The organism is Streptomyces sp. LARHCF249, assembly GCF_052871255.1.
On the sequence record NZ_JBIXJQ010000006.1, the window covers coordinates 495710 to 516319 of the forward strand.

Here is a 20610-nt window from a genome sequence, read left to right on the forward strand (position 1 = left end):
GTGTGCCGCATCTGTGGACACGGAAATAGATCATTAGGGATCGGCCGGGGGCCGGGGCGAATCGGAGCTCAAACCACCCTCACACACTCATTCGGGTGGGAATGACTCGCCCCAAAGAGTTGATCCGCGATACGGGGGTGACGCCGTTCACCTTCCGCTCTCCAGCGCGAAACCTGGGCCCTGCGGACGATTTGTCGACCTTGTCATGCCGCTCTGTCGACTTGTCCCCAGGTCCCCATCTCGGCCTGTGGATAACTCTGTGGACAGTGGACGAAGCTCAGGCCCGGCCGTCGAGGCAGCGCGTCAGCCAGTCGGAGGCGGCCGTGAAGTCACCGTCGGAGGTCCCCGGACGCGGAGCCCGCACGTCACCCTGAGCGACACCCGCACGCGGATAGGACCCGAGGAAGCGGACCTGCGGACAGGTCCGCTTGAGGCCCATGAGGGCCTCGCTGACGCGACGGTCGGAGATGTGGCCCTCCGCGTCGACCGCGAAGCAGTAGTTGCCGATGCCCTCGCCCGTCGGCCGGGACTGGATCAGCATCAGGTTGACCCCGCGCACGGCGAACTCCTGGAGGAGCTCCAGCAGCGCCCCGGGGTGGTCGTCGCCGAGCCACAGCACGACGGAGGTCTTGTCGGCGCCGGTCGGGGCGGCGGGCCGGGCGGGGCGCCCGACGAGCACGAACCGGGTCTCGGCGTTCTCCGCGTCGTGGATCTCGGTGACCAGCGGGACCAGCCCGTAGGTGGCGGCCGCGAACTCGCCGGCGAAGGCCGCGTCGAAGCGGCCCTCCTGGACCAGCCGGGCGCCGTCGGCGTTCGAGGCGGCCGACTCCCACACCGCGTCGGGCAGGTTCGCCCGCAGCCAGTTCCGCACCTGCGGCTGGGCCACCGGGTGACCGGTGACCGTCTTGACGTCCGACAGGGAGGTACCGGGGCGCACCAGGAGTGCGAAGGCGATGGGCAGCAGCACCTCGCGGTAGATCATCAGCGGTTCGCCGGACGCCAGCTCGTCGAGGGTGGCGGTGACCCCGCCCTCCACCGAGTTCTCGATCGGCACCAGGGCGGCAGCGGCCTCGCCGTTGCGCACGGCGTCCAGGGCGGCCGGGACCGACACCATCGGGACGAGCTCCCGGGTGGCTGCTTCCGGCAGTGTGCGCAGGGCGGCTTCGGTGAAAGTGCCCTCGGGACCGAGATACGTGAAGCGGGTGGCCGACATGCGGTCAGCCTAATGCCGGGGTGCTGCCCGCCGGGGTGCCGTTCACCCTTCGAGCAGCCGCTGCCCCACGTACTCGCCGGTGCGGGGGCCGGGCGGAACCGCGTAGAGACCGCTGGCCTCGTGCCGGATGAAGGCCGACAGCGCGTCACCCCGGTCGAGCTTGCGCTGGACGGGGACGAACCCGCGCAGCGGATCGGCCTGCCAGCAGACGAAGAGGAGTCCCGCGTCGGGCGTACCGTCCGCGCCGATCCCGTCGTGGAAGGAGAAGGGGCGGCGCAGCATGGCGGCTCCGCCGTTCTGCTCGGGGGCGGAGATCCGGGCATGGGCGTTCGACGGGATGACCGGCTTGCCGTCGGCACCGATCTTGTCGAGTGCCATCTCGGTGGTCTCGCCGCCGCCGGTCAGCGGGGCGCCGGTGGCCTTGGTACGGCCTATGACCTGCTCCTGCTGGGCGAGGGACTGCTTGTCCCAGTCGTCGAGGAGCATCCGGATGCGCCGGACGACGGCATACGAGCCCCCCGCCATCCAGGCGTGCTCGGCGGGCCCGGGGCCGGCCGCGGGCACGAAGATCCGCTTGTCGAAGTCGGGCTCCGAGGGCTTGGGGTTGCCGGTGCCGTCGATCTGCCCCATGAGGTTGCGGGCGGTCATCGGGGAGGCGGTGGCTCCGGGGGAGCGGTTGAAGCCGTTCATCTGCCAGCGCACGCGGGCGGCGTCCCCGGCGTCCTTCTGGAGGGCGCGCAGGGCGTGGAACGCGACGAGCCCGTCGTCCGCGCCGATCTGGACCCACAGGTCGCCGTTGCTGCGCTGGGCGTCGAGCCGGTCGGAGGAGAAGTCCGGCAGCGGGTCCAGGGCGGCGGGGCGGCGGGCGGTGAGGCCGGTGCGCTCGAAGAAGGAGTGGCCGAAGCCGAAGGTGACGGTCAGGGAGGACGGACCGGCGTCGAGGGCGATGCCGGTGTCGTCGGTCGAGGCGGTCTCGCCCGCCATCAGCCGACGGGCGGTCTCGGACCAGCGCCGCAGCAGTGCGGCGGCCTGCGTGCGGCCCGCCCCCGCGGCGAGGTCGAAGGCGACGAGGTGCCCCTTGGCCTGCAAGGGCGTGGTGATGCCGGCCTGGTGGTCGCCGTGGAAGGCGACCTCGGTGGTGCCGAGGGCGGACAGGCGGGCGCCGGCCCCGGAGGCGGAACCGCTCCCGGAGTCGGCGAGCGCGGAGTGCGCGAGGGCCCCGCCGGCGGCGCCCAGCGCGAGTCCGGCGGCGCCTGCGGCCCCGACGGTGCCCAGCAGGCGACGGCGGGAGATCTCGATGTCGGTATTGCTCTGCGTCACGCGGGTCAGCCGATCTTCACGGTCTTCTGGACGGTCGTCTGGTCGATGTCGGAGGTGCGGACGGTCACGTCGATGCGCCATTCGCCGGCGAGCGGCAGCTGGACGCCGGACGCCGTCCAGTGCCCGGGTGCGGCACGTTCCGGCAGGAGGGGCAGGGGGCCGATGTCCTTCGCCGGAAGGGTGAAGGACACCTTGGCCTCGGGGAGGTCGAGGGGCGTGCCGTCGTCGGAGTCGGCCCAGAGGTGAAGGGTGTTGGCGCCTACCCGACCCGGATCGAGCTCGAGCCGGACGTTCCCCTTGCCGTTGCGGCCGCCGGTGTCGAAGGGCAGGGTGATCTTCACCGCGCGGTCCGGAACGGCCGTGGCGGTGGAGCCCCGGGAGGCCTCCCGCTCCACGGTGCGTCCGGGCTCGGTGCTCGTGAGCACCGTGGTGACGGCGAGCAGCGCCACGGCGACAGCGGCCTCGGCGAGGACGGAGCGGCGCAGGCCTGCGCGGTCCGGGTCGGCGTCACGGGCCCGCTTCTCGCGTGCGCTCTCGATGACGGTGCGCTGCCGGGCGAGCTGGGCCGCGCGCCGCGGGTCGGCAGGCACGGTCACCGACTCTGTTTCACCGGGGGCGCTCCCAGCGGTGGCCGGGGAGGGAACCCCGGCTGCGGCGGCGGCCGTTTCACGTGAAACATCGACGCCGGCCGCAGGGGCGTCGGCGAGCCGGGCGGTCCATTTCCGGGACATGTACGCGATGGCGACGAGGACGGCGACCAGGCCGGCCTTCAGGAGCAGCAGTCGTCCGTACGTGGTTCCGGTCAGTGCCGACCAGCTGCCGAGCTGGCGCCAGGACTGGTAGACGCCGGTGACCGCGAGCACCAGCACACTGACGAAAGCGACTTGGGAGAAGCGCCGGACGGCCGCCCGCTCGATCGCAGGGACGTTGTACAGGGCGACGAGCAGCGCGGCGAGCCCGCCGAGCCAGGCGGCCACGGCCAGCAGGTGCAGGATGTCGGCGGGCATGGCGATGCCGGGCTGGATGCCCGTGGAGGCGTGCTCGGACAGGGCCCAGGTGGCGGCGATACCGGCGGACACCACGGCGCCGCCGATGCCCAGGCCGAAGGTGAGGTCGTTGGTGTCCTCGGCCTCGGCGTCGCCGCCCTCCGCCGTGCTGCCCTGCGCGGTCGCGGAGCCCAGCCGGCGTGCGTAGACGCCGAAGAGGACCGCGATGAAGAGGGCGGCGGCGCCCAGCAGGAGCAGCCGGGAGACCAGCGAGGCGCCGGTCTTGGTCTCCAGGACGCCCTTCAGGCCCTCGAGGTCGAAGACATCGGCGAACTTCCCGGATCCGGTGTACGGGGCGCGGAGCACGAGCATGGCGAGGGTGGCGGCGGTCAGGGTCACCCAGGCCCGTACGACGAGCTTCTGGAGCGGCCGTTCGGCCGCTCCCCGGCGCCAGCACAGGAGGATGAAGGCCGCGCCGCCGACGAGGACGGTGAAGCCGGCGTAGGCGGCGTACCGGGCGATCCCGTACGCGATGCCGACGGGCCCGCCCCCCGCCTGTCCGGTGGGCAGGGTGACATCGGTGGCCGAGGGCGCTCCGATGGAGAAGGTGAAGGCGCCGGAGATCGGGTGGCTGTCGGCGGAGACGGCCTGCCAGGCGACGGTGTACGTGCCGTTGGGCAGGCCGGAGTGCAGCGCGGTGCCGTAGCGGATGGTGTTCCCGCTGCACATGTCGCGCAGTTCGCCGGTGTCCACGCGCTTGCCCTGGGGGTCCAGGACACGGATGGAGTCGTCGCCCAGGGCGACCTGCTCCGAGAAGGAGAGCGTGACCTGGGCGGGGGCCGTGGCGACCACCGCCCCGTCCGCGGGGTCGCTCGCGGTGAGTGCGGCGTGTGCCGAGGCCGGGGTGGCCGCGGTGAACAGGGTTGCCAGCAGGGCCGCGAGGACCAGCACGAGCCGCGGCAGCAGCGCCGCGGTCCGGGCGTGAACCGTGGATGGGGCGGGGGCCGTGGCCGTCATGGCGTGTCGCTTCCTCGGTCCGTCAGTGGCCGTTGCCGGCGGTGGATGGAGCCTGCCCGGTGTACGTCCGTTCCTTCACGTCGAGCTCGACCTTGACCGGGTCGGCCTTCTCGAAGCGCAGCTCGATGGTGACCTTGTCGCCGACCTTCGGCGTGCTCTTGAGGCCCATGAACATGATGTGGCTGCCGCCGCGCTCCAGCTTGAGCTCGCCGTTGGCGGGCACGTCCAGGGACTGGACCTGCTGCATCTTCCGGTTCTTGGTCTCGTGGATCTGCAGATCGTCGGAGAGCGTGGAGGTGGCGCCGGTGAGCTTGTCGGCGGTCTCGGAGCCGTTCTTGATGACCATGAACGCGCCGGCCATCTCGTCGTTGACCGGCTGGGGCATGAAGGCGCCGCTGACCGTCGGGGCGGGCTTGGACGCCTCGTTCTCGGAGCCGGAACAGCCGGATATGGCGAGCGCGGCCGTCAGGGAGAGGGCGGCGGCCAGGGTGCGGGTGGTGCGGGCGTTCACGGGTTCTCTCCCTTGATGATCTTCGGCAGGTCCTTGGTGTAGTCGTCGACGGTGGTGCCCTCGCCGTAGAGGACGTAGCCCTCGTCGGTCTTGGGCGAGAACGCGATGACCTGGGCGCCGTGCATGGAGACGACCTTGCCGTCGGCGTCCGTCTTGGCGGCCTCGATGCCGATGCCGAGCGAGCGAGCGGCGGCCTGGATGGCGGCGAAGTCCCCGGTGAGTCCGGTGAAGGACGGGTCCTGGGCCCTGAGCCACGCGCCGAGGGAGTCGGGAGTGTCCCGCTCGGGGTCGGTGGTGACGAAGACGACCTGGAGGTTGTCCTGGTCGGCCTTGGGGAGTGCCTTCTTGGCGACGGCGATGTTGCTCATCGTCAGCGGGCACACGTCGGGGCAATTGGTGTAGCCGAAGTAGATGAGCGTCGGCTTGCCCTTGGTCTGCTCGCGCAGGTTCCACGGCTTGCCCGTGGTGTCGGTGAGGACCAGCTCCGGCTTGGTGAACGGGCGGTCCAGCACGGTCGCGGCCTTGGTCTTGCTCTGGCCGCCCGAGATCTGGGTGACCGAGCCGGCCTTGGCGGGTTCGCCGCCGCAGGCGGTCAGGGTGAGTGCGGCCGCCGCGAGGAGTGCGGCGACCGTCACGCGTGTGGTGCGCATGGAGAGGTGTCCCTGGGATCGGGGATGTGACGGATGTTCGGGAACGGCGGCGCGAGGGGGCGCGGCCGGTCAGGCGGAGCGGCGGCGCGAGGCGACGCCGAAGGCGACACCGCCCAGCCCGACGACGATGCCGGCGATACCGAGGGCACGCGCGGTCGTGTCGGAGCCGTGCTCGGCGCCGGCCCGGTCGTGGCCGTGCTGCGCGTCCTTGGTGTTCTTGTCGGCGTTCTTGTCGCCGGCACCGGCATCGTGGTGGCCGGCGCCCTTGGCGGCGGTCAGCTTCAGGACGGGCGCGGGGTTCTGCGGTTCCGCGGCGCCTTCCTTGGCCTCTTCGATCCAGCGGACGACCTCGCCGTTGTCGTAGGTCTGGATGGACTTGAAGACCATCTGGTCCGCGTTCTCGGGGAGCTTGCCCACGGAGAGCGGGAACTGCTGGAACTTGCCGGGCTCGATCTTGCCGCCGGACCAGGTGACCTTGGTGACGGCCTCGTTGATCTGCTTGCCGTGGACGGTGAGCGGCTTGTCGAGCTTGCTCTTCTCGACCGTCACCGTCCAGCCGGGAACGTCCTGCGGCATGACGGACGTGAGGGGCTGGTCGATCGGGAAGTTGACCTCGAGCTGGGTGGTCGAGGCGTTGTCGCGCTCGTTGGGGACCTTGAAGTCGATCGTGGCGTAGCCGCCCTTGGCGGCCTCGCCGGGCTGCACGCCGACGTGGGCGAAGGCGGGACCGGACAGGAGGAGGACGGTACCGCCGGCGAGGGCGGCGGCGAAGGAGACGCGAGAGGTCTTCATGGCAGAAACACTCCACGGAAGCAGTGGTGACGTCGGCTCCGCGCACGGGCGCGCGCGGAGTTCGCGGCACCGGCGTTCCCGTCGTGTGTCCCGGGGAGGAGGGTGCCGCGTCAGGCCGCGAGGGCGAGCGCCGTGGGCGGCCCGCGCCTGATCACCGTGTGCTGGAGTGCCTCTCGGCCGGTGGCGGCCGCGGGGTCGGCCGCGGTCCGCGGGGCCTGCGGGGTACCGGCGGGCGCGGCCGGGAGTCCGGCGCCGAGGGCGCGTACGAAGGCCAGCGCGGCACGCAACGGGCGTACCGGGGCGGCTTCGGCGGAGAGCCGGGAGAGTTCGACGAGCCGGAAGAGCGCGGCGTCGCCGCGGCCGAGGAGCCAGCCGACGGCCAGTGCCGCCAGCAGGTGGCCCAGCAGCATGGCCGGGCTGAACAGTCCGGTCGCAGGGGCCGCGGCGGCGGCTTGGGCCACGTGGGCGTGCGCGTCGTGGCCCTGCGAGGCGAGCTGTGCGGCCTGAGCCGCCTCCGCGGCCAGGGCAGCCGGGTCCAGGCCGGCGGTCGTCAGGATCTGCCGGGCGTCCGCCGGGCTGAGCGGTACGGCGTTGCCCCCGCACACCAGACGGGCGGCGAGCTCGGCGAGCGAGTTGTCGGCGGCGGAGGCCGATGCCTGGGCCGCCGATGCCGATGCCGACGCCGACGCCGACGCCGATGCCGATGCCGACGCGGCGCTGTGCTGGCCGAGGCCGAACACCGTGTGCAGCGCGAGCTGTCCGGCGGCCAGCCCGGCGGCGATGCCGGGCAGCGAGCGCCGGCGTCCGGCGAGCGGCGCGGCGACCGCGAAGACGGCGAGGAAGCCCAGACACAGGGACCACCACGGCACCGTGGCGCAGGATGCCAGGGCGTGGCCCGCAGCGGACAGCACGACGCAGACCGCGGTGAACACCGCGGCCCGGATGAGCCGGAGGCCGGCTCCGGCGTGCGTCGCGTGGGGGTCAGTCATGGCCGGGCCATCATCGCACTGCCCTCGGGCCCTCCATGCGGCAGGTCCGGAAGGTCCCATGAGTCCGTCATGGGCACCGGCACGGCGGTCCGGGCCGAGTACCGCGGCGGGCGCCGCCGCATATACCGGATCCCGCAGGGCCGCATCGGCCGAACGAGGGCAATGAAGCGCCCGGAGGCCCTCTGGGCGCTTACGGGTCCCCGTGGGCGGCAATACGTAACCGTATGAGCATCTGGTGGTCTCTCCACTTGAGGCGCGAAGCCGCGAGCGTGCCGCTCGCCAGGCGACTGCTGCTCGGGACGATGGAGACCGCGGGGGTGGACCCGGACATCTCCTACGATCTCTCGGTGGCGCTGAGCGAGGCGTGTGCGAACGCGGTGGAGCACGGCGGGGGCGGCGGAATCCCGGACGAGACCGAGGCGTACCACGTCACGGCCTATCTGGACGGGGACTGCTGCCGCATCGAAGTGACGGATTCCGGGCCCGGATTCCCGCCTTCGGCGGTGGGCCGCCGCAGACCCTCGCTGGCCGAGCACGGCCGCGGCCTGTACCTGATCGAGGAACTCGCCGACCACGTCCGCTTCCGCAACCGGCCCGGCCGCGGCGCGGTCGTGAGCTTCGACAAGATCCTGAAGTGGCGCGACGACGCGCTGCTGAAGGTGTCGTAGAACCCGGCGGGGAAACGCCGATGGGCGGAACCCCTTGCCGGGACCCCGCCCATCGTGGCGCAGCGACTGCGCCGGAACTGCGCGTCAGCCCTTGAGCCGCGCCATCCAGGCCTCGACCTCGACCGAGGTGCGGGGCAGCCCGGCCGACAGGTTCCGGTTGCCGTCCTCGGTGACGAGGATGTCGTCCTCGATCCGGACGCCGATGCCGCGGTACTCCTCGGGCACGGTCAGGTCGTCGGCCTGGAAGTACAGGCCCGGCTCGACGGTGAGGCACATGCCCGGCTCCAGCGTGCCGTCGACGTACGCCTCGGTGCGCGCGGCGGCGCAGTCGTGAACGTCCATGCCGAGCATGTGGCCGGTGCCGTGCAGGGTCCAGCGGCGCTGCAGGCCGAGCTCCAGAACGCGCTCGACCGGGCCCTCCAGAAGGCCCCACGCGACGAGCTTCTCGGCAAGGACGTGCTGGGAGGCGTCGTGGAAGTCGCGGAACTTCGCGCCCGGCTTGACCGCGGCGATGCCGGCTTCCTGGGACTCGTACACCGCGTCGTAGATCTTGCGCTGGATGTCGGTGTACGTGCCGTTGACCGGCAGCGTGCGCGTGACGTCGGCGGTGTAGAGGGAGTGGGTCTCCACACCGGCGTCGAGCAGCAGCAGGTCGCCGGAGCGGACGTCGCCGTCGTTGCGGACCCAGTGCAGGGTGCAGGCGTGCGGGCCGGCGGCGCAGATGGAGCCGTAGCCGACGTCGTTGCCCTCGACGCGGGCGCGCAGGAAGAACGTGCCCTCGATGTAGCGCTCGGAGGTGGCCTCCGCCTTGTCGAGGACCTTCACGACGTCCTCGAAGCCGCGGACGGTGGAGTCGACGGCCTTCTGCAGTTCGCCGATCTCGAACTCGTCCTTCACGGCGCGGGCCTCGGAGAGGTAGACGCGCAGTTCCTCGTCGCGCTCCTTGGTCACCTTGTCGGTGAGGGCGGACTCGATGACCGAGTCGTGGCCGCGTACGCACCGCACCGGGCCCTCGGCCTCGGTGAGGGCCTCGGCGAGCTCGCGGACGTCCTTGGCGGGGATGCCCAGCAGCTGCTCGGCCTCGGTGAGGGAGTGGCGCCGGCCGACCCACAGCTCGCCCTGGCCCGAGAGCCAGAACTCGCCGTTCTCACGGTTGGAGCGCGGCAGCAGGTAGATGGCGGCCGTGTGCCCGGCCTCCCCGGTGGGCTCCAGGACCAGGACGCCGTTCTCGGTCTGGTCGCCGGTGAGGTACGCGTACTCGGTCGAGGCGCGGAAGGGGTACTCGGTGTCGTTCGAGCGGGTCTTCAGACGGCCCGCGGGGACGACCAGGCGGTCGCCGGGGAAGCGCGCGGACAGGGCGGCGCGGCGGGCGGCGGTGTGCTCGGCCTGGGCGATGGGCTCCAGCCCGTGCAGTTCGGTGTCGGCCCAGCCGGTGCGCATGCTCTCGGCGAGTTCGTCGCTGACGCCCGGGTACAGACCGTTCTTGCGCTGCTTGTGCGTCTTCTTGGGCTGCTCTTCTTCCGGGGTCTCCGGGGTGAGCTCGTCAGCCACGTCATTCTCCTCAGCTACGACGACAGGCACGGACCGGGGTGGGGCCCTTGTCCATCGTATGTGCGAGCCTCCGGAGGCCCGTGTGCTTTATCGCACAAACGACCGTTTTGGTGGCAGCGATCGCACGGTCGCCGCTCACTCGAACCGGGCGGCGAGCAGGACGATGTCCTCGGGCAGGTCGGCCGGCCCTCCTTCGGGCAGCACGGTCCGCAGGATGTGCTCGCAGAGGGCGGCCGGGTCTTCCCGGGCGGTACGGGGGACCGAGGCGGCCGCCGCGTGCAGCCGGGCGTAGGCCCGGTCCATCGGGTCGCCGGTGCGGCGCAGCAGCCCGTCCGTGTACAGCAGCACCGTTTCTCCCGGTGCGGGCTCGATCTCCACGCTCGGCGCCTCCCAGCAGGACAGCATCCCCAGCGGCGCGGAGAGCGAGGTCTCCACGTACTCGGTGCGGCGCTCGCCGATGAGGAGCGGCGGGGCGTGCCCGGCGCCGGCCAGGATGATCTTTCGCTCGGCGGGCTCGCAGTAGGCGAAGAGCGCGGTGGCCGAGCGCGCCGGCTCGGTCAGGCGCAGCAGCAGCTCCAGGTCGGACAGGACGGCGACCGGGTCCTCGCCCTCCATCACGGCGTAGGCGCGCAGCGAGGCCCGGAGCCGGCCCATCGCGGCGACGGCGCTGGGCCCCGAGCCGGTGACGGAGCCGACGGCCAGCCCCAGGGCGCCCTCGGGCAGTGGCAGGGCGTCGTACCAGTCGCCCCCGCCGCGCGGTCCCGTGTGGTGGCGGGCGGCGAGCTGGACCCCGGGGACCCGGGGGAGGCGGCTGGGCAGCAGTTCCTCGGTGAGGGTGGCCAGGCGCGCGCGGGAGCGCTCCACCTCCAGCATCCGGGCGAGGTGCTCGGCGGCGTGCCGTACGTACAGTCCGACGAGGTCGCGCTGGCGGTCGTTGGGCTCGGCCTGCTCGTCGTAGAGCCAGACGGCCGCGCCGAGCCGGCCGGTGGCCTCGGCGGTGAGCGGGAGCGCGTAGCTGGCGGCGTAGCCGAGGCGGGCGGCCACTTCGCGGTGGCGGGGGTCGACGGGGGCCGCGATGCCTGGCGCGCCGGGAGGCTCGCCCGGTTCGGGGAGCACCTCGGAGCCGCCGTGGGCGTCGGGGAGCCCGTCGAGGATGCGGCCGTACGAGGTGGCGCTGCGCGGCACGGTCTCGATGTGCCCGAGGTCGGCGTGGCCGAGCCCGAGGCCGATCGTGCTCGTGGGGCCGAGACCGTCGGAGGGCTCCAGGACGATCAGGCCGCGGCGGGCGCCGACGAGTGCGGCACCGGCGCGCAGGAACTCGTGGAGGGAGGAGTCGAGGTCGTCGGCTCGGGTCAGGCGCTCGGTGAGTTCGTGGAGGGTGGTGAGGTCCGAGACCATGCCTGCCAGCCGGTCCTGGATGAGGCCGCCCGGTCCGGGCACCGGGGCCGGGGCGGGTGTGGTCCGGGCGGGAGTGGGCGCCACAGTGTGCGGTGGCGTCGTCACTGTGGGATCGATTCCAGCCACTTTCGGCAGATGCGGGGCGCTCATGGCGTCCGCCTTTCCACCTGGTGCGATTCGCCATATAGCATCGCAAACCCCCAGATCGTGCTGCGCCGCCATCAAGGAATCCACATCTACACGCACACACGGATCCATGTCCAGCATTGCCCAGGTGGGAATACTGGTGTCCGTGGGACGGCAACTCACTGTCCAGCCAAGGCTAGAACTTGGCCGGAAAAAGCTGGAAGCAGGCGGTTTTTGCGGTCGACTGGACGGGCTCCGCAAGGGGTCCGGGTACGTAATCGGTAGTGTCCGGGGCCAGTTGGCGCGGCCCCGGACCTACTGGGCCACGACCGTCGCCGCTACCGCGGTGCGTCGTGCGACCTGCCCGGAGGGGGCCGGGAACCGTTCGAGGCGGGCCGCCGTCCTTAGCGGCGGCAGCCGGTGCGGCTTGCGTTCCATAAGAAAACTGCACGAACCGTGTGAACCTGCCTATGGCGGACAGTGACGCGAAACCTGTACGTGTGGTGAGACACCGCTTACATGGTGTGATGTGGCCCTCGGCGTTCAACGGAAAGGAACGAGCGCTCATGCGCGAGATCCTCGGAAGGCGTCTCCAGCGGCTCCGCGATCGCTTTCAATCCCTGCGCCCCACCCCGCGACAGACCGGCGCCACGCCGGCTCTCCTCGACGCGGCGCTCACCTGCGCCACCGCCTGGCAGTGGCCCGTGCTGCCCGGCGTCGGCCGGTCCGCCACGGACGGCTCGCGCTGCGCCTGCCCCGACCCCGACTGCGTCGTCCCCGGCGCGCACCCCTTCGACCCGGGGCTGCTCGCGGCCACCACCGATCCCCGGATGGTGACCTGGTGGTGGACCAACCGGCCCACCGCCCCTGTTCTGATGGCCACCGGCGGAACCGCTCCGTGTGCCGTGAGCCTCCCGGCCGGCGCGGCCGCGCGGGCCCTCGTACGACTGGACGAGCAAGGCATGAGGCTCGGGCCGGTCGTGGCCACGCCCACCCGGTGGTCACTGCTGGTGGCGCCGTACTCGCTGGAGCGGCTCGGAGAGCTGCTTTACGCCAAGGACCACGTGCCGTCCTCGCTGCGTTTCCACGGCGAGGGCGGCTATCTCCTGCTGCCGCCGTCCGCCGCCTCCAGCGGCGGCCAGGTCCGGTGGGAGAGGGAGCCGTCTTCGGGGCCGGCCGGGCCGGTGGGTACGCCGGAACTCTGGCTCCCGCAGGTGGAAGCGGTCGTGGACGCGCTGGTCGAGGCGAGCAGCGGTGCGCCCGGCGGCGGCAGCAGACTCGCTTACTGACCTGCCGGGTTCGGCGGATCGCAGGTGCTCCGGCGCTCGTCCGGATCACTCGTACGGGTGCCAGCGGGACGAGTTTCCAAGGGAATTGGGCGCGGGGATCTCCGTGCCCCATTCCCGCATCGCTATCTTCGGCGAATGAATCTCCGCCTGATCGGTATCGGCGCCGGTGTGCTGATCATCTTGTCGCTCCCGCTCGCAGGAGCGATCGCCGGGCCGGATTTTGCCGGTCAGGATGACGGAAAAAACGGCGGCCTGTTTTCGACGCTCGGGCTTTCGGACTCTTCGCGTACCTCCCCCACGGCATCCGCGCCTGCGGCGGCACCGTCGACGCCGCCGGCCGGGGCCGAGCAGGCCGGGCCCGTCGAGCAGCCCCGTACGGATTCCCGGTGCGGCCCCGAGCTGTCCTCGCCCCATGGTGTGGAGGCCCAGACGTGCATTCTGGTGGGTGAGGGCCGGACGTGGGGCCGGAGTTACTACCGGAACACGAGTGGTCGCGCGCTGGATGCCGTGCTGACGGTGATGGGGCCCGCCGGGCGCACGGTGCAGATCCGTTGCTCGATCGGCCCGGGGGACGAGCCGGGACTGTGCGAGACGCCCAAGGAGGACTCGGCCGGAGAGCCGGAGAGCTACTCGGCTGTAGCGGAATTTGCAGTTCCGGATGAGGAAGGGCGGCTGCTCCTGCGGTCCGGGAGCAACTCACCGGAACCGGGTGACGGTTGAGTACCGCCGGAATTTGAAGGGCCCGGTCGCTGGCGACGGGGGATGCACCAGCGACCGGGCTACAAGAACGGTAACAAGAGATCGCCTGTTCGCAAATTCGATCTCTGATATTCAGACACCGATTTGCAGACGGTTAGCGGGAGTTGTGACTCCTGTCACCGGGCCTGCGCGAGGGTGCAGCTCAGCTGAGGGTCACCTGGCGGTTGGTGAGTCCGCCGCGCGCCCGGCGCTCCTCCGTGGTCAGCGGTGCGTCCGAGGCCAGAGCCGTGGCCAGCCGCTCCGCGAACTCCGCCGCGGGCTTCTCGACATCGTCGGCCGTGACCCCGGTGGGCAGGTCCCAGACGGGAACCATCAGGCCGTGCGCGCGGAAGGAGCCGACGAGCTTGGTGCCCTCGCCGAGCGAGGACGTGCCGGCCGCGTGCAGCCGCGCGAGGGCGTCGAGCAGCTTCTCCTCGGGGTGCGGCATGACCCAGCGCAGGTGGTTCTTGTCCGGGGTCTCGCACCAGTAGGCCGCGTCCGCGCCCGTCAGCTTGACGGTGGGAATGGCGGCCGCGTTGGCCCGTTCCAGCGAGGCGGCGATCTCCGGGGACGCGCTCTGGGCGCTCTCCGATTCCGGAATCCAGAATTCGAAGCCGCTGTGCACAACCGGCTCGAAAACGCCGTCGGTGTCCAGGAGATCCTGAAGTCGCGGACCCTCGGCCGGAACCCGGCGCGCCGGAATCGGAGTACCAGGCTCCGCTACGAGCGCGCGCTGCAGGGTGTCGGCCATGTCGCGGCCGAGGTCCCCCGTGGTGGAGTCGTTCTGCAGGGCGAGGAGGACGGAGCCGTCCTCGCGGCGCAGGGCCGGCCAGGCCATGGGGAGCACGGTCACCAGCGTGACGGAGGGGACATCCTCGGGCAGGCCGCCCTTGAGGGTCAGCGGAACGGTGGCCGCCGGTACGAGCTCGCGCAGCGCGACCCAGTCGCACTCGCCCGGCAGGCCTTCGAAGGGGCGCCGTACGTGCTCGGTGACCGCGTGCGCGGCGGCCGCGCCATGGCAGGCCTTGTAGCGGCGCCCGGATCCGCAGGGGCAGGGCTCGCGCGCGCCCACCACCGGGATTTCACCGTTGTTGAGCTGCGGCTTTGCGGTCTTGGCTGCGGGGCGCTTCTTGGCCATCGTGCGTGTCTCCCGGTTGCGGCGGTACGGCGTCGTGTCTGGGCGCGAGCCTAGCCGTTCGTACCGCCGGAACCGGTGGGGTGCGGCCGGGAGCACGGTCGGCGTGCGCTCCCGGACGGCCGCCTGTGCCATGCCCGGTACTGCTGTGGTGCTGTTCGTTGTGCGTCGTGCTGTTCGCCGTGCTGTCCGCCTCGGGATCCCGGGTTCACGGATCCAGGTCGTCGAAGGCCGTACTGAAGTCGATCGCCGGGGGCGCAACGCGCGTAGCGAAATCGTCGTGCCGGGGCCCACAGGCAACGATCACCCAGACGGTGACCTCACCCGCCGCTCCATCCCGGACACCCCAGTCCTGGGCCAGCGCGCTGATGATGTTCAGCCCCCGGCCGCCCCGTGCGGTGACCGAAGGCGTGGCCGGGACCGGGCGGGTGGGTCCGCCCCCGTCCGTGACCTCGACCGTCAGTCGCCCCGCTTTGTCGACGCGCCATGCGGCGCGTATCTCCCCGTCCCCGACTTCCCGCGCGCCCAGTGGCCTGCCGTGTCGACAAGCGTTGCTGAGCAGTTCGGAAAGGATCAGTACGGCATCGTCCACGACCGATTCGGACACCCCGCTGATGCGCAGTTGTTCACGCATCCGGTGTCTCGCTTCGCCCACGCCCGCAGGACCATGGCGTACATCCATGCACGACGACGTGGGCACTTCCTGTGCCACCACCAACGCCACCCCCGGAACCTCCTTAGCCCCACGCATGGTCTGGATGCCCCAATGGCCTGGACCGGAAACCGTCCAACCGGAGCCCTCTGACGCATTCGTGCCGTCCGGATGCGGAGCGGATGCGCCGGGGCACACCCTGTTATCGGCGAGGTGGGAGGGGTTGGTGGGCAAATAGGGACGTCAGCGGCCTAGTTGGGACAGAACCTGACGGGGTCTGTTCGTGATGATCGCTTCTACCCCCAAATCAGCGCACAGCTGAACATCTTCGGGATCGTTCACTGTCCAGACGTGTACGGAATGACCCGCGCCCTGGAGCTTGCGGATGAAGCCGGGGTGGTTGCGCACGATCCGCATCCCGGGGCCAGCGATCTTCACTCCGGCGGGCAGCCGGCCGTCGCGCATCCGGGGCGAGACGAACTGCATCAGGTACACGGTGGGGATGGTCGGGGCCGCCGCGCGCACCCGGTGCAGGGAGCGGGCGGAGAAGCTCATGACCCGCACGGGGTGCGGGCCCTCGGCGGCGGGGGCGTCCAGGCCGAACCGCTTGAGCAGGAAGAGGAGGCGCTCCTCCACCTGTCCGGCCCAGCGTGTCGGGTGCTTCGTCTCGATCGCGAGCTGCACCGGCCGGCCGGCGTCGGAAACCAGCTCCAGCAGGCGTTCCAGGGTGAGGACGGAGGTGCGCTCGGGGTCCGCGTCCCAGTCGGGGGACTCCTCGCGGTCCCTCCAGGAGCCGAAGTCGAGGGCGGCGAGATCGGCCAGCTCCAGGGCGGAGACGGCGCCGCGGCCGTTCGAGGTGCGGTTCACCCGGCGGTCGTGGACCAGGACCAGATGGCCGTCGGCGGTCAGCCGGACATCGCATTCGAGGGCGTCGGCGCCGTCCTCGATGGCTTTGCGGTAGGCGGCCAGGGTGTGCTCGGGGGCATCCTCCGAGGCGCCGCGGTGGGCGACGACCTGGATGGGACGCGGCGTTGCGTGGGTCACTGGGTCATGGTGCCACCGACGGGCCGATCGGCGTCGAGGCCAGGTCCTGCGGATGCGTCCGAAATGCCGGATATAAAGTATGGCAGGAGATGCACAGGTCCGGCTTACAGTGCTCTGACGGGCCATGGGAAAGGCTTTGCCCAGGAACTTGTACGGCACGTCGAACGTTCAGTCGGCCCGAGACGCCAGAGAATTCTGAAGCCGTGTGTGACGAGGAGAGAGCGCTGTGAGCACCGAGAACGAGGGCACCGCGGCCCCTACACCCCCCGCGGCCCCGTCCGCACCCCCTGCTCCGGCCTCCGAGACGCAGGCGGCCGGACAGGCCCCCGCCGCTGCCGAGCCGGTGACCCAGCAGCTGCCGCCCGCGGCGGCGCCGGGCACCGAGCCGACCCAGCAGATTCCGTCCGCGCCGGAGCACCCGGCGGCCGCCCCGGCCGCTGCTCCGGCCCCGGCTCCGGCCCCCCCGTACGGTCAGGCCCCCGCGTACGGCCAGGCCCCCCCGCCGGCCCACGCCCCGGCCGCCCACGGAGCCGAGGGCTGGCCGCCCCCGCCGCCCACGGTGCCCGCGTACGGTGCGGGCGGCGGCCACGGCGGCGGTGCGTGGGGCGCCCCGCTCGGTGCGGACGGCACCCCGCCGGCCAAGCCGAAGGGCAGGGGCGGCCTGATCGCGGGCGTGCTCGTGGCCGCGCTGCTGGCCGGCGGCATCGGCGGTGGCGTCGGCTACTGGGCCGCCGACCGGAGCAAGGACGCCGCCGGCTCCACCACGATCAGCGCGGGCAACACCCCGAAGGACCTCAAGCGGGATGCCGGCTCCATCGCGGGCCTCGCCGCGGCCGCGCTGCCCAGCGTGGTCACCATCGAGGCCTCGGCCGGCGACGGCGACGGCGGCACCGGTACCGGGTTCGTCTACGACCAGCAGGGCCACATCCTCACCAACAACCACGTGGTGGCCTCTGCGGCGAACGGCGGCAAGCTCTCCGCCACGTTCTCCGACGGCAAGAAGTACGAGGCCGAGGTGGTGGGCCGGGCCCAGGGCTATGACGTCGCCGTCCTCAAGCTGAAGAACCCGCCCGCCGGACTCAAGCCGCTGCCGCTCGGCGACTCCGAGAAGGTCGCGGTCGGCGACGCGACCATCGCGATCGGCGCCCCGTTCGGCCTGTCCAACACGGTCACCACCGGCATCGTGAGCGCCAAGAACCGCCCGGTCGCCTCGGGTGACGGCTCCGGCAGCAAGAACTCGTACATGAGCGCGCTCCAGACGGACGCCTCGATCAACCCGGGCAACTCCGGCGGCCCCCTCCTCGACGGGCGCGGCGCCGTCATCGGCATCAACTCCGCGATCCAGTCGGCGGGCAACGGCGGCTTCGGCGGCGGCCAGGCCGGTTCGATCGGCCTCGGCTTCGCCATCCCGATCAACCAGGCGAAGAACGTCGCAGAGTCGCTGATCAAGACGGGCAAGCCCGTGTACCCGGTGATCTCGGTCTCCGTCGACCTCCAGGCCAAGGCCGAGGGCGCCAAGATCTCCGAGCAGGGCGCGCCCGCCGGCGACCTGGTGGACCCGAACGGCCCGGCCGGCAAGGCGGGCCTCAAGCCGGGCGACATCATCACCGAGTTCGGTGGCAAGCCGGTCGACAGCGGTCCGACCCTCATCAGCATGATCTGGACGTACAAGCCCGGCGACACGGTGAAGCTGACCTACCTGCGCGGCGGCAAGCCGACCACGGTCGACATCACCCTCGGCTCGCGGGTCGGAGACAAGTAACGGGCGCGCGGCGCGCATCAGTGGCTTGATGGGGAGGGGCCGTGGGCGGGATTCCGCCTACGGCCCCTCCCAACGTCCGCTTATGCTTCACGGGTGTTCGATTCCCGGCACATTCGGACGTTCCACGCTGTGGTCGCCTCGGGCTCCTACTCGGCGGCCGCACGCGTGCTGGGCTACACCCAGCCCGCCATCACCCAGCAGATGAAGGCGCTCGAACGCGCGGTCGGGACCCCGCTGTTCACCCGTGTGGGCCGAAAGATGCAGCTCACCGAGGCCGGGGAGTCCCTCTCGCGGCACGCCGAGACCATCCTCGGCAGCCTCTCCGCCGCCGAGGCCCAGCTCAAGGCGTACGCGCGCCTGCGCACCGGACGGGTCCGGCTGTGCGGCTTTCCCAGCGCCAACGTCACCCTCGTCCCGGAGGCGTTGAGCGGCCTGGCCAAGGAGCACCCCGGCGTACAGGTGGAGCTGCTGGAGGGGGAGCCTCCGGAGTCGCTGCGCCGGCTGGAGCGCGGGGAGTGCGACATCACCCTGGCCTTCACCTATCCCGGGCTGCACGAGGAGATCCCGGACGAGGTCGCCGAGGTCAGGCTGCTGGAGGACCAGCTGACGGTGCTGCTCCCGACCGGGCATCCGCTGGCCCGCCGCCGAGCCGTCCACCTGGCCGACCTCGCCGAGGAGCAGTGGATCGCCGGCTGCCCGCGCTGCCGGGCCAACCTGCTGCACGAGTGCGCGGAGCTCGGCTTCGTGCCCGACATCCGGTTCGCCACCGATGACAACCTGGTCGTGCAGAGCCTGGTCGGGCAGGGGCTGGGCGTCGCCATGATGCCCGCGCTGGTACTTCCCTCCCTCTCGCTGAACCGCGTCTGCGGACGGGCGCTCCAGCCAGCCGCCCGCCGCCACATCGCCGCCTACGTCTACCGCGACCACCTGCGCGTCCCGGCGACGGCCGTGGTGCTCGACGCGCTGAAGAGCGCGGCCGCGAACCGGGTCGGCTGCTGATCAACCGATAAGCAGAGCTTGGGATTTCGGGTCATAACTGTCGTTGGACGTGATGGAACGGCAGCAGGACGCTGCCGGTATGACCACCACGACGCCGGCCCGTACGACCACGAGGATGGCCGCCCTCGTCAATGAGATCCGCACGGTCGTGGACCGGGGGCTGGCCCCCGACCTCACCGCGTACCTGGTCGGCGAACGCCTCGCCCCGCATCTGGGCGCAGCCGACCTGCTGACCCCGGCGCAGCAGGAAGGCGACCCGGATCGGTACCGGCAGCACGTCCTGCACGCCGAGTCCGACGGCAGCTTCTCTGTGGTGGCCCTGGTGTGGCTGCCCGGCCAGGAGACCTGCATCCACGACCACGTGGCGTGGTGCGTGGCCGGCGTCCACCAGGGCGAGGAGAGCGAACGCCGCTACCGGCTCTCGCCCGGACCGGACGCGGCCCGGCTGGTGGCCACCGAGGACGTGGTCAACGGCCAGGGTGAGGTCTGCGGCTTCGCCCCGCCCGGCGACATCCACAAGGTGCGCAACTCCTGTCGTACGAAAGCGATATCGGTGCACGTGTACGGGGCCGACGTCTCCCGGCTGGGTACCAGCATCCGCCGCGTCTACACGCTGCCCGTCGACTGATGGCCCTCCTCCACCGCCCCCAGAGTGCGGCGGTCCGGCATGTTTCACGTGAAACATCCACCGTCTGGCCGGGTTTGGCAGCGGCGGCGGGCGGAGCGCTGGCGGCCTGGTGCATCCACCGGGTGGTGCCCGCCGTCCCCATGCTGACCGCGTCGGTGGTCCTGGGCATCGCCGTGGCGCACCTTCCCGGTCTGCGGACCTACGTACGGGGAACCGCCCGTCCGGGCCTCTCGCTCGCGGGGCGGCGGCTGATGCGGATCGGCATCGTCCTGCTGGGCCTCGGCCTGGGGCTGGACCAGGTCCTCCGGCTCGGCTGGGCGACCGTGGCCATGGTGGCCGGGGTCGTCGCGGCCACCTTCTTCGGCACCCTCTGGCTGGGGCGACGCCTCCGACTCCCGGGCGACCAACCGCTGTTGATCGCCACCGGGTACTCGATCTGCGGGGCCTCGGCGATCGGCGCGGTGAGCGAGGTTTCCGGCAGTGACGAGGAGGACGTGGCCGCCTCGGTGGCGCTGGTGACCCTGTGCGGGACGCTCGCGATCGCGGTGCTTCCCCTTCTGCAAGACCCCCTGGCGCTCTCCGACCTCGCCTTCGGGCGGTGGGTCGGCGCGAGCGTCCACGACGTCGGCCAGGTGGTGGCCACCGCGCAGACCGCAGGCCCGGGGGCCCTCGGCGAAGCGGTGCTGGTCAAGCTGATGCGGGTGGCGCTGCTCGCCCCGCTGGTGGCGGCCGTCGCCTTCTCCGTACGGGCCCGGCGGCGCGGGGTGCGCACGGCATCGGGCCGCCGGCCGGCCCCGGTGCCGCTGTTCGTGGCCGGTTTCCTGGCCGCGGCGGCCCTGCGTGCCACGGGAGCCCTGCCCGACGTGGCACTGGAATGGGCGCACACCGCGCAGGAGGCCCTGCTCGCGGCTGCCCTGTTCGGTCTGGGCAGCGCGGTGCACCTGCCGACCTTGGCCCGGACCGGCGGACGGGCCGCGGTGCTCGGGCTGGGGGCCTGGGTGGTGGTCGCGGGGGCCTCGTACGCGGGCGTGCTGCTCACCGCATGACGGCAGCGAGGGGAGGGAGTTGGCCATTTCATGGCCGGAACCGACCGAACGTTCTGACTGCCCGCTGACAATGGTGCGCGGCCGTGCCACTCTGCC

Annotated in this window: 18 protein-coding genes and 1 pseudogene; 7 read left to right on the plus strand and 12 right to left on the minus strand. The window is 71.8% G+C overall.

Annotation, left to right across the window (positions count from 1 at the left end):
* Nucleotides 1-277: 277 nt before the first annotated feature.
* The 7 genes from pheA to ACIPUC_RS20325 form a co-directional block, all read right to left on the minus strand.
* Nucleotides 278-1213, minus strand: a complete 936-nt coding sequence (pheA, locus tag ACIPUC_RS20295) for a prephenate dehydratase (protein WP_446591008.1) — start codon at nt 1211-1213, stop codon at nt 278-280.
* 42 nt (nt 1214-1255) lie between these two features.
* Nucleotides 1256-2614 carry an iron uptake transporter deferrochelatase/peroxidase subunit gene (gene efeB, locus ACIPUC_RS20300; protein ID WP_446591009.1) on the minus strand — a complete coding sequence of 453 codons (1359 nt, stop codon included), beginning with the start codon at nt 2612-2614 and terminating at the stop codon, nt 1256-1258.
* Nucleotides 2539-4536 carry a copper resistance CopC/CopD family protein gene (locus ACIPUC_RS20305; protein ID WP_446591011.1) on the minus strand — a complete coding sequence of 666 codons (1998 nt, stop codon included), beginning with the start codon at nt 4534-4536 and terminating at the stop codon, nt 2539-2541. Before ACIPUC_RS20305 ends, efeB begins: the two co-directional genes overlap by 76 nt.
* Nucleotides 4537-4558: 22 nt before the next feature.
* On the minus strand, nt 4559-5047 hold the full coding sequence (locus ACIPUC_RS20310) for a copper chaperone PCu(A)C (RefSeq protein ID WP_446591012.1): 489 nt from the start codon (nt 5045-5047) through the stop codon (nt 4559-4561).
* On the minus strand, nt 5044-5697 hold the full coding sequence (locus tag ACIPUC_RS20315) for an SCO family protein (RefSeq protein WP_446591013.1): 654 nt from the start codon (nt 5695-5697) through the stop codon (nt 5044-5046). The genes ACIPUC_RS20310 and ACIPUC_RS20315 overlap by 4 nt, the downstream gene beginning before the upstream one ends.
* Before the next feature lie 69 nt (nt 5698-5766).
* A complete protein-coding gene (locus ACIPUC_RS20320; RefSeq protein ID WP_446591014.1) occupies nt 5767-6489 on the minus strand; it encodes a YcnI family copper-binding membrane protein in 723 nt (240 codons plus the stop codon).
* A 110-nt stretch (nt 6490-6599) separates the two neighbouring features.
* Nucleotides 6600-7478, minus strand: a complete 879-nt coding sequence (locus ACIPUC_RS20325) for a hypothetical protein (RefSeq protein WP_446591016.1) — start codon at nt 7476-7478, stop codon at nt 6600-6602.
* Nucleotides 7479-7702: 224 nt separating this feature from the next.
* Here ACIPUC_RS20325 and ACIPUC_RS20330 point away from each other — a divergent pair, with 224 nt between their 5' ends.
* Nucleotides 7703-8146: an ATP-binding protein gene (locus ACIPUC_RS20330; RefSeq protein WP_446591017.1), complete on the plus strand. Its 444-nt coding sequence runs from the start codon at nt 7703-7705 to the stop codon at nt 8144-8146.
* An 84-nt stretch (nt 8147-8230) separates the two neighbouring features.
* Here ACIPUC_RS20330 and ACIPUC_RS20335 read toward each other — a convergent pair whose 3' ends face one another.
* Nucleotides 8231-9697 (minus strand): aminopeptidase P family protein, encoded by a 1467-nt coding sequence (locus tag ACIPUC_RS20335; protein WP_446591018.1) that lies wholly within the window; start codon nt 9695-9697, stop codon nt 8231-8233.
* A 135-nt stretch (nt 9698-9832) separates the two neighbouring features.
* A complete protein-coding gene (locus ACIPUC_RS20340) occupies nt 9833-11362 on the minus strand; it encodes a PP2C family protein-serine/threonine phosphatase (RefSeq protein WP_446591019.1) in 1530 nt (509 codons plus the stop codon).
* A 425-nt stretch (nt 11363-11787) separates the two neighbouring features.
* Between ACIPUC_RS20340 and ACIPUC_RS20345 the strand changes: the two genes are divergently transcribed.
* On the plus strand, nt 11788-12510 hold the full coding sequence (locus tag ACIPUC_RS20345) for a bifunctional DNA primase/polymerase (RefSeq protein WP_446591020.1): 723 nt from the start codon (nt 11788-11790) through the stop codon (nt 12508-12510).
* A 135-nt stretch (nt 12511-12645) separates the two neighbouring features.
* Nucleotides 12646-13230, plus strand: coding sequence for a hypothetical protein (locus ACIPUC_RS20350; RefSeq protein ID WP_446591021.1), 585 nt, complete (start codon nt 12646-12648; stop codon nt 13228-13230).
* A 181-nt stretch (nt 13231-13411) separates the two neighbouring features.
* On the opposite strand, the gene ACIPUC_RS20355 is transcribed toward ACIPUC_RS20350, so the two are convergent.
* From ACIPUC_RS20355 to ACIPUC_RS20365, 3 genes and pseudogenes are all read right to left on the minus strand, one after another.
* A complete protein-coding gene (locus ACIPUC_RS20355; protein ID WP_446591022.1) occupies nt 13412-14386 on the minus strand; it encodes a DUF5926 family protein in 975 nt (324 codons plus the stop codon).
* A 205-nt stretch (nt 14387-14591) separates the two neighbouring features.
* A pseudogene (locus ACIPUC_RS20360) lies at nt 14592-15193 on the minus strand (ATP-binding protein).
* Nucleotides 15194-15278: 85 nt separating this feature from the next.
* Complete coding sequence (locus ACIPUC_RS20365) at nt 15279-16079, minus strand: glycerophosphodiester phosphodiesterase (RefSeq protein WP_446591023.1); 801 nt, start codon at nt 16077-16079, stop codon at nt 15279-15281.
* Nucleotides 16080-16305: 226 nt separating this feature from the next.
* Here ACIPUC_RS20365 and ACIPUC_RS20370 point away from each other — a divergent pair, with 226 nt between their 5' ends.
* The 4 genes from ACIPUC_RS20370 to ACIPUC_RS20385 all read left to right on the plus strand — a co-directional run bounded on the left by ACIPUC_RS20370 (nt 16306) and on the right by ACIPUC_RS20385 (nt 20514).
* A complete protein-coding gene (locus tag ACIPUC_RS20370) occupies nt 16306-17841 on the plus strand; it encodes a S1C family serine protease (RefSeq protein WP_446591024.1) in 1536 nt (511 codons plus the stop codon).
* A gap of 93 nt (nt 17842-17934) precedes the next feature.
* The gene (locus tag ACIPUC_RS20375; RefSeq protein ID WP_446591025.1) at nt 17935-18840 is read left to right on the plus strand and encodes a LysR family transcriptional regulator; all 906 of its coding nucleotides are present in this window, start codon (nt 17935-17937) and stop codon (nt 18838-18840) included.
* Between the two features lie 79 nt (nt 18841-18919).
* Nucleotides 18920-19468, plus strand: coding sequence for a cysteine dioxygenase (locus ACIPUC_RS20380; protein WP_446591026.1), 549 nt, complete (start codon nt 18920-18922; stop codon nt 19466-19468).
* The gene (locus ACIPUC_RS20385) at nt 19468-20514 is read left to right on the plus strand and encodes a YeiH family protein (RefSeq protein ID WP_446591027.1); all 1047 of its coding nucleotides are present in this window, start codon (nt 19468-19470) and stop codon (nt 20512-20514) included. The genes ACIPUC_RS20380 and ACIPUC_RS20385 overlap by 1 nt, the downstream gene beginning before the upstream one ends.
* Nucleotides 20515-20610 lie beyond the last annotated feature (96 nt).

Coding starts and splice junctions, on each gene's coding strand:
- pheA (WP_446591008.1), bottom strand. CDS start 1,213: ATGTCGGCCACCCGCTTCACGTATCTCGGTCCCGAGGGCACTTTCACC.
- ACIPUC_RS20350 (WP_446591021.1), top strand. CDS start 12,646: ATGAATCTCCGCCTGATCGGTATCGGCGCCGGTGTGCTGATCATCTTG.
- ACIPUC_RS20340 (WP_446591019.1), bottom strand. CDS start 11,362: ATGCTGGACATGGATCCGTGTGTGCGTGTAGATGTGGATTCCTTGATG.
- ACIPUC_RS20385 (WP_446591027.1), top strand. CDS start 19,468: ATGGCCCTCCTCCACCGCCCCCAGAGTGCGGCGGTCCGGCATGTTTCA.
- efeB (WP_446591009.1), bottom strand. CDS start 2,614: ATGGCGCATCGACGTGACCGTCCGCACCTCCGACATCGACCAGACGAC.
- ACIPUC_RS20330 (WP_446591017.1), top strand. CDS start 7,703: ATGAGCATCTGGTGGTCTCTCCACTTGAGGCGCGAAGCCGCGAGCGTG.
- ACIPUC_RS20380 (WP_446591026.1), top strand. CDS start 18,920: ATGACCACCACGACGCCGGCCCGTACGACCACGAGGATGGCCGCCCTC.
- ACIPUC_RS20315 (WP_446591013.1), bottom strand. CDS start 5,697: ATGCGCACCACACGCGTGACGGTCGCCGCACTCCTCGCGGCGGCCGCA.
- ACIPUC_RS20325 (WP_446591016.1), bottom strand. CDS start 7,478: ATGACTGACCCCCACGCGACGCACGCCGGAGCCGGCCTCCGGCTCATC.
- ACIPUC_RS20355 (WP_446591022.1), bottom strand. CDS start 14,386: ATGGCCAAGAAGCGCCCCGCAGCCAAGACCGCAAAGCCGCAGCTCAAC.
- ACIPUC_RS20345 (WP_446591020.1), top strand. CDS start 11,788: ATGCGCGAGATCCTCGGAAGGCGTCTCCAGCGGCTCCGCGATCGCTTT.
- ACIPUC_RS20305 (WP_446591011.1), bottom strand. CDS start 4,536: ATGACGGCCACGGCCCCCGCCCCATCCACGGTTCACGCCCGGACCGCG.
- ACIPUC_RS20320 (WP_446591014.1), bottom strand. CDS start 6,489: ATGAAGACCTCTCGCGTCTCCTTCGCCGCCGCCCTCGCCGGCGGTACC.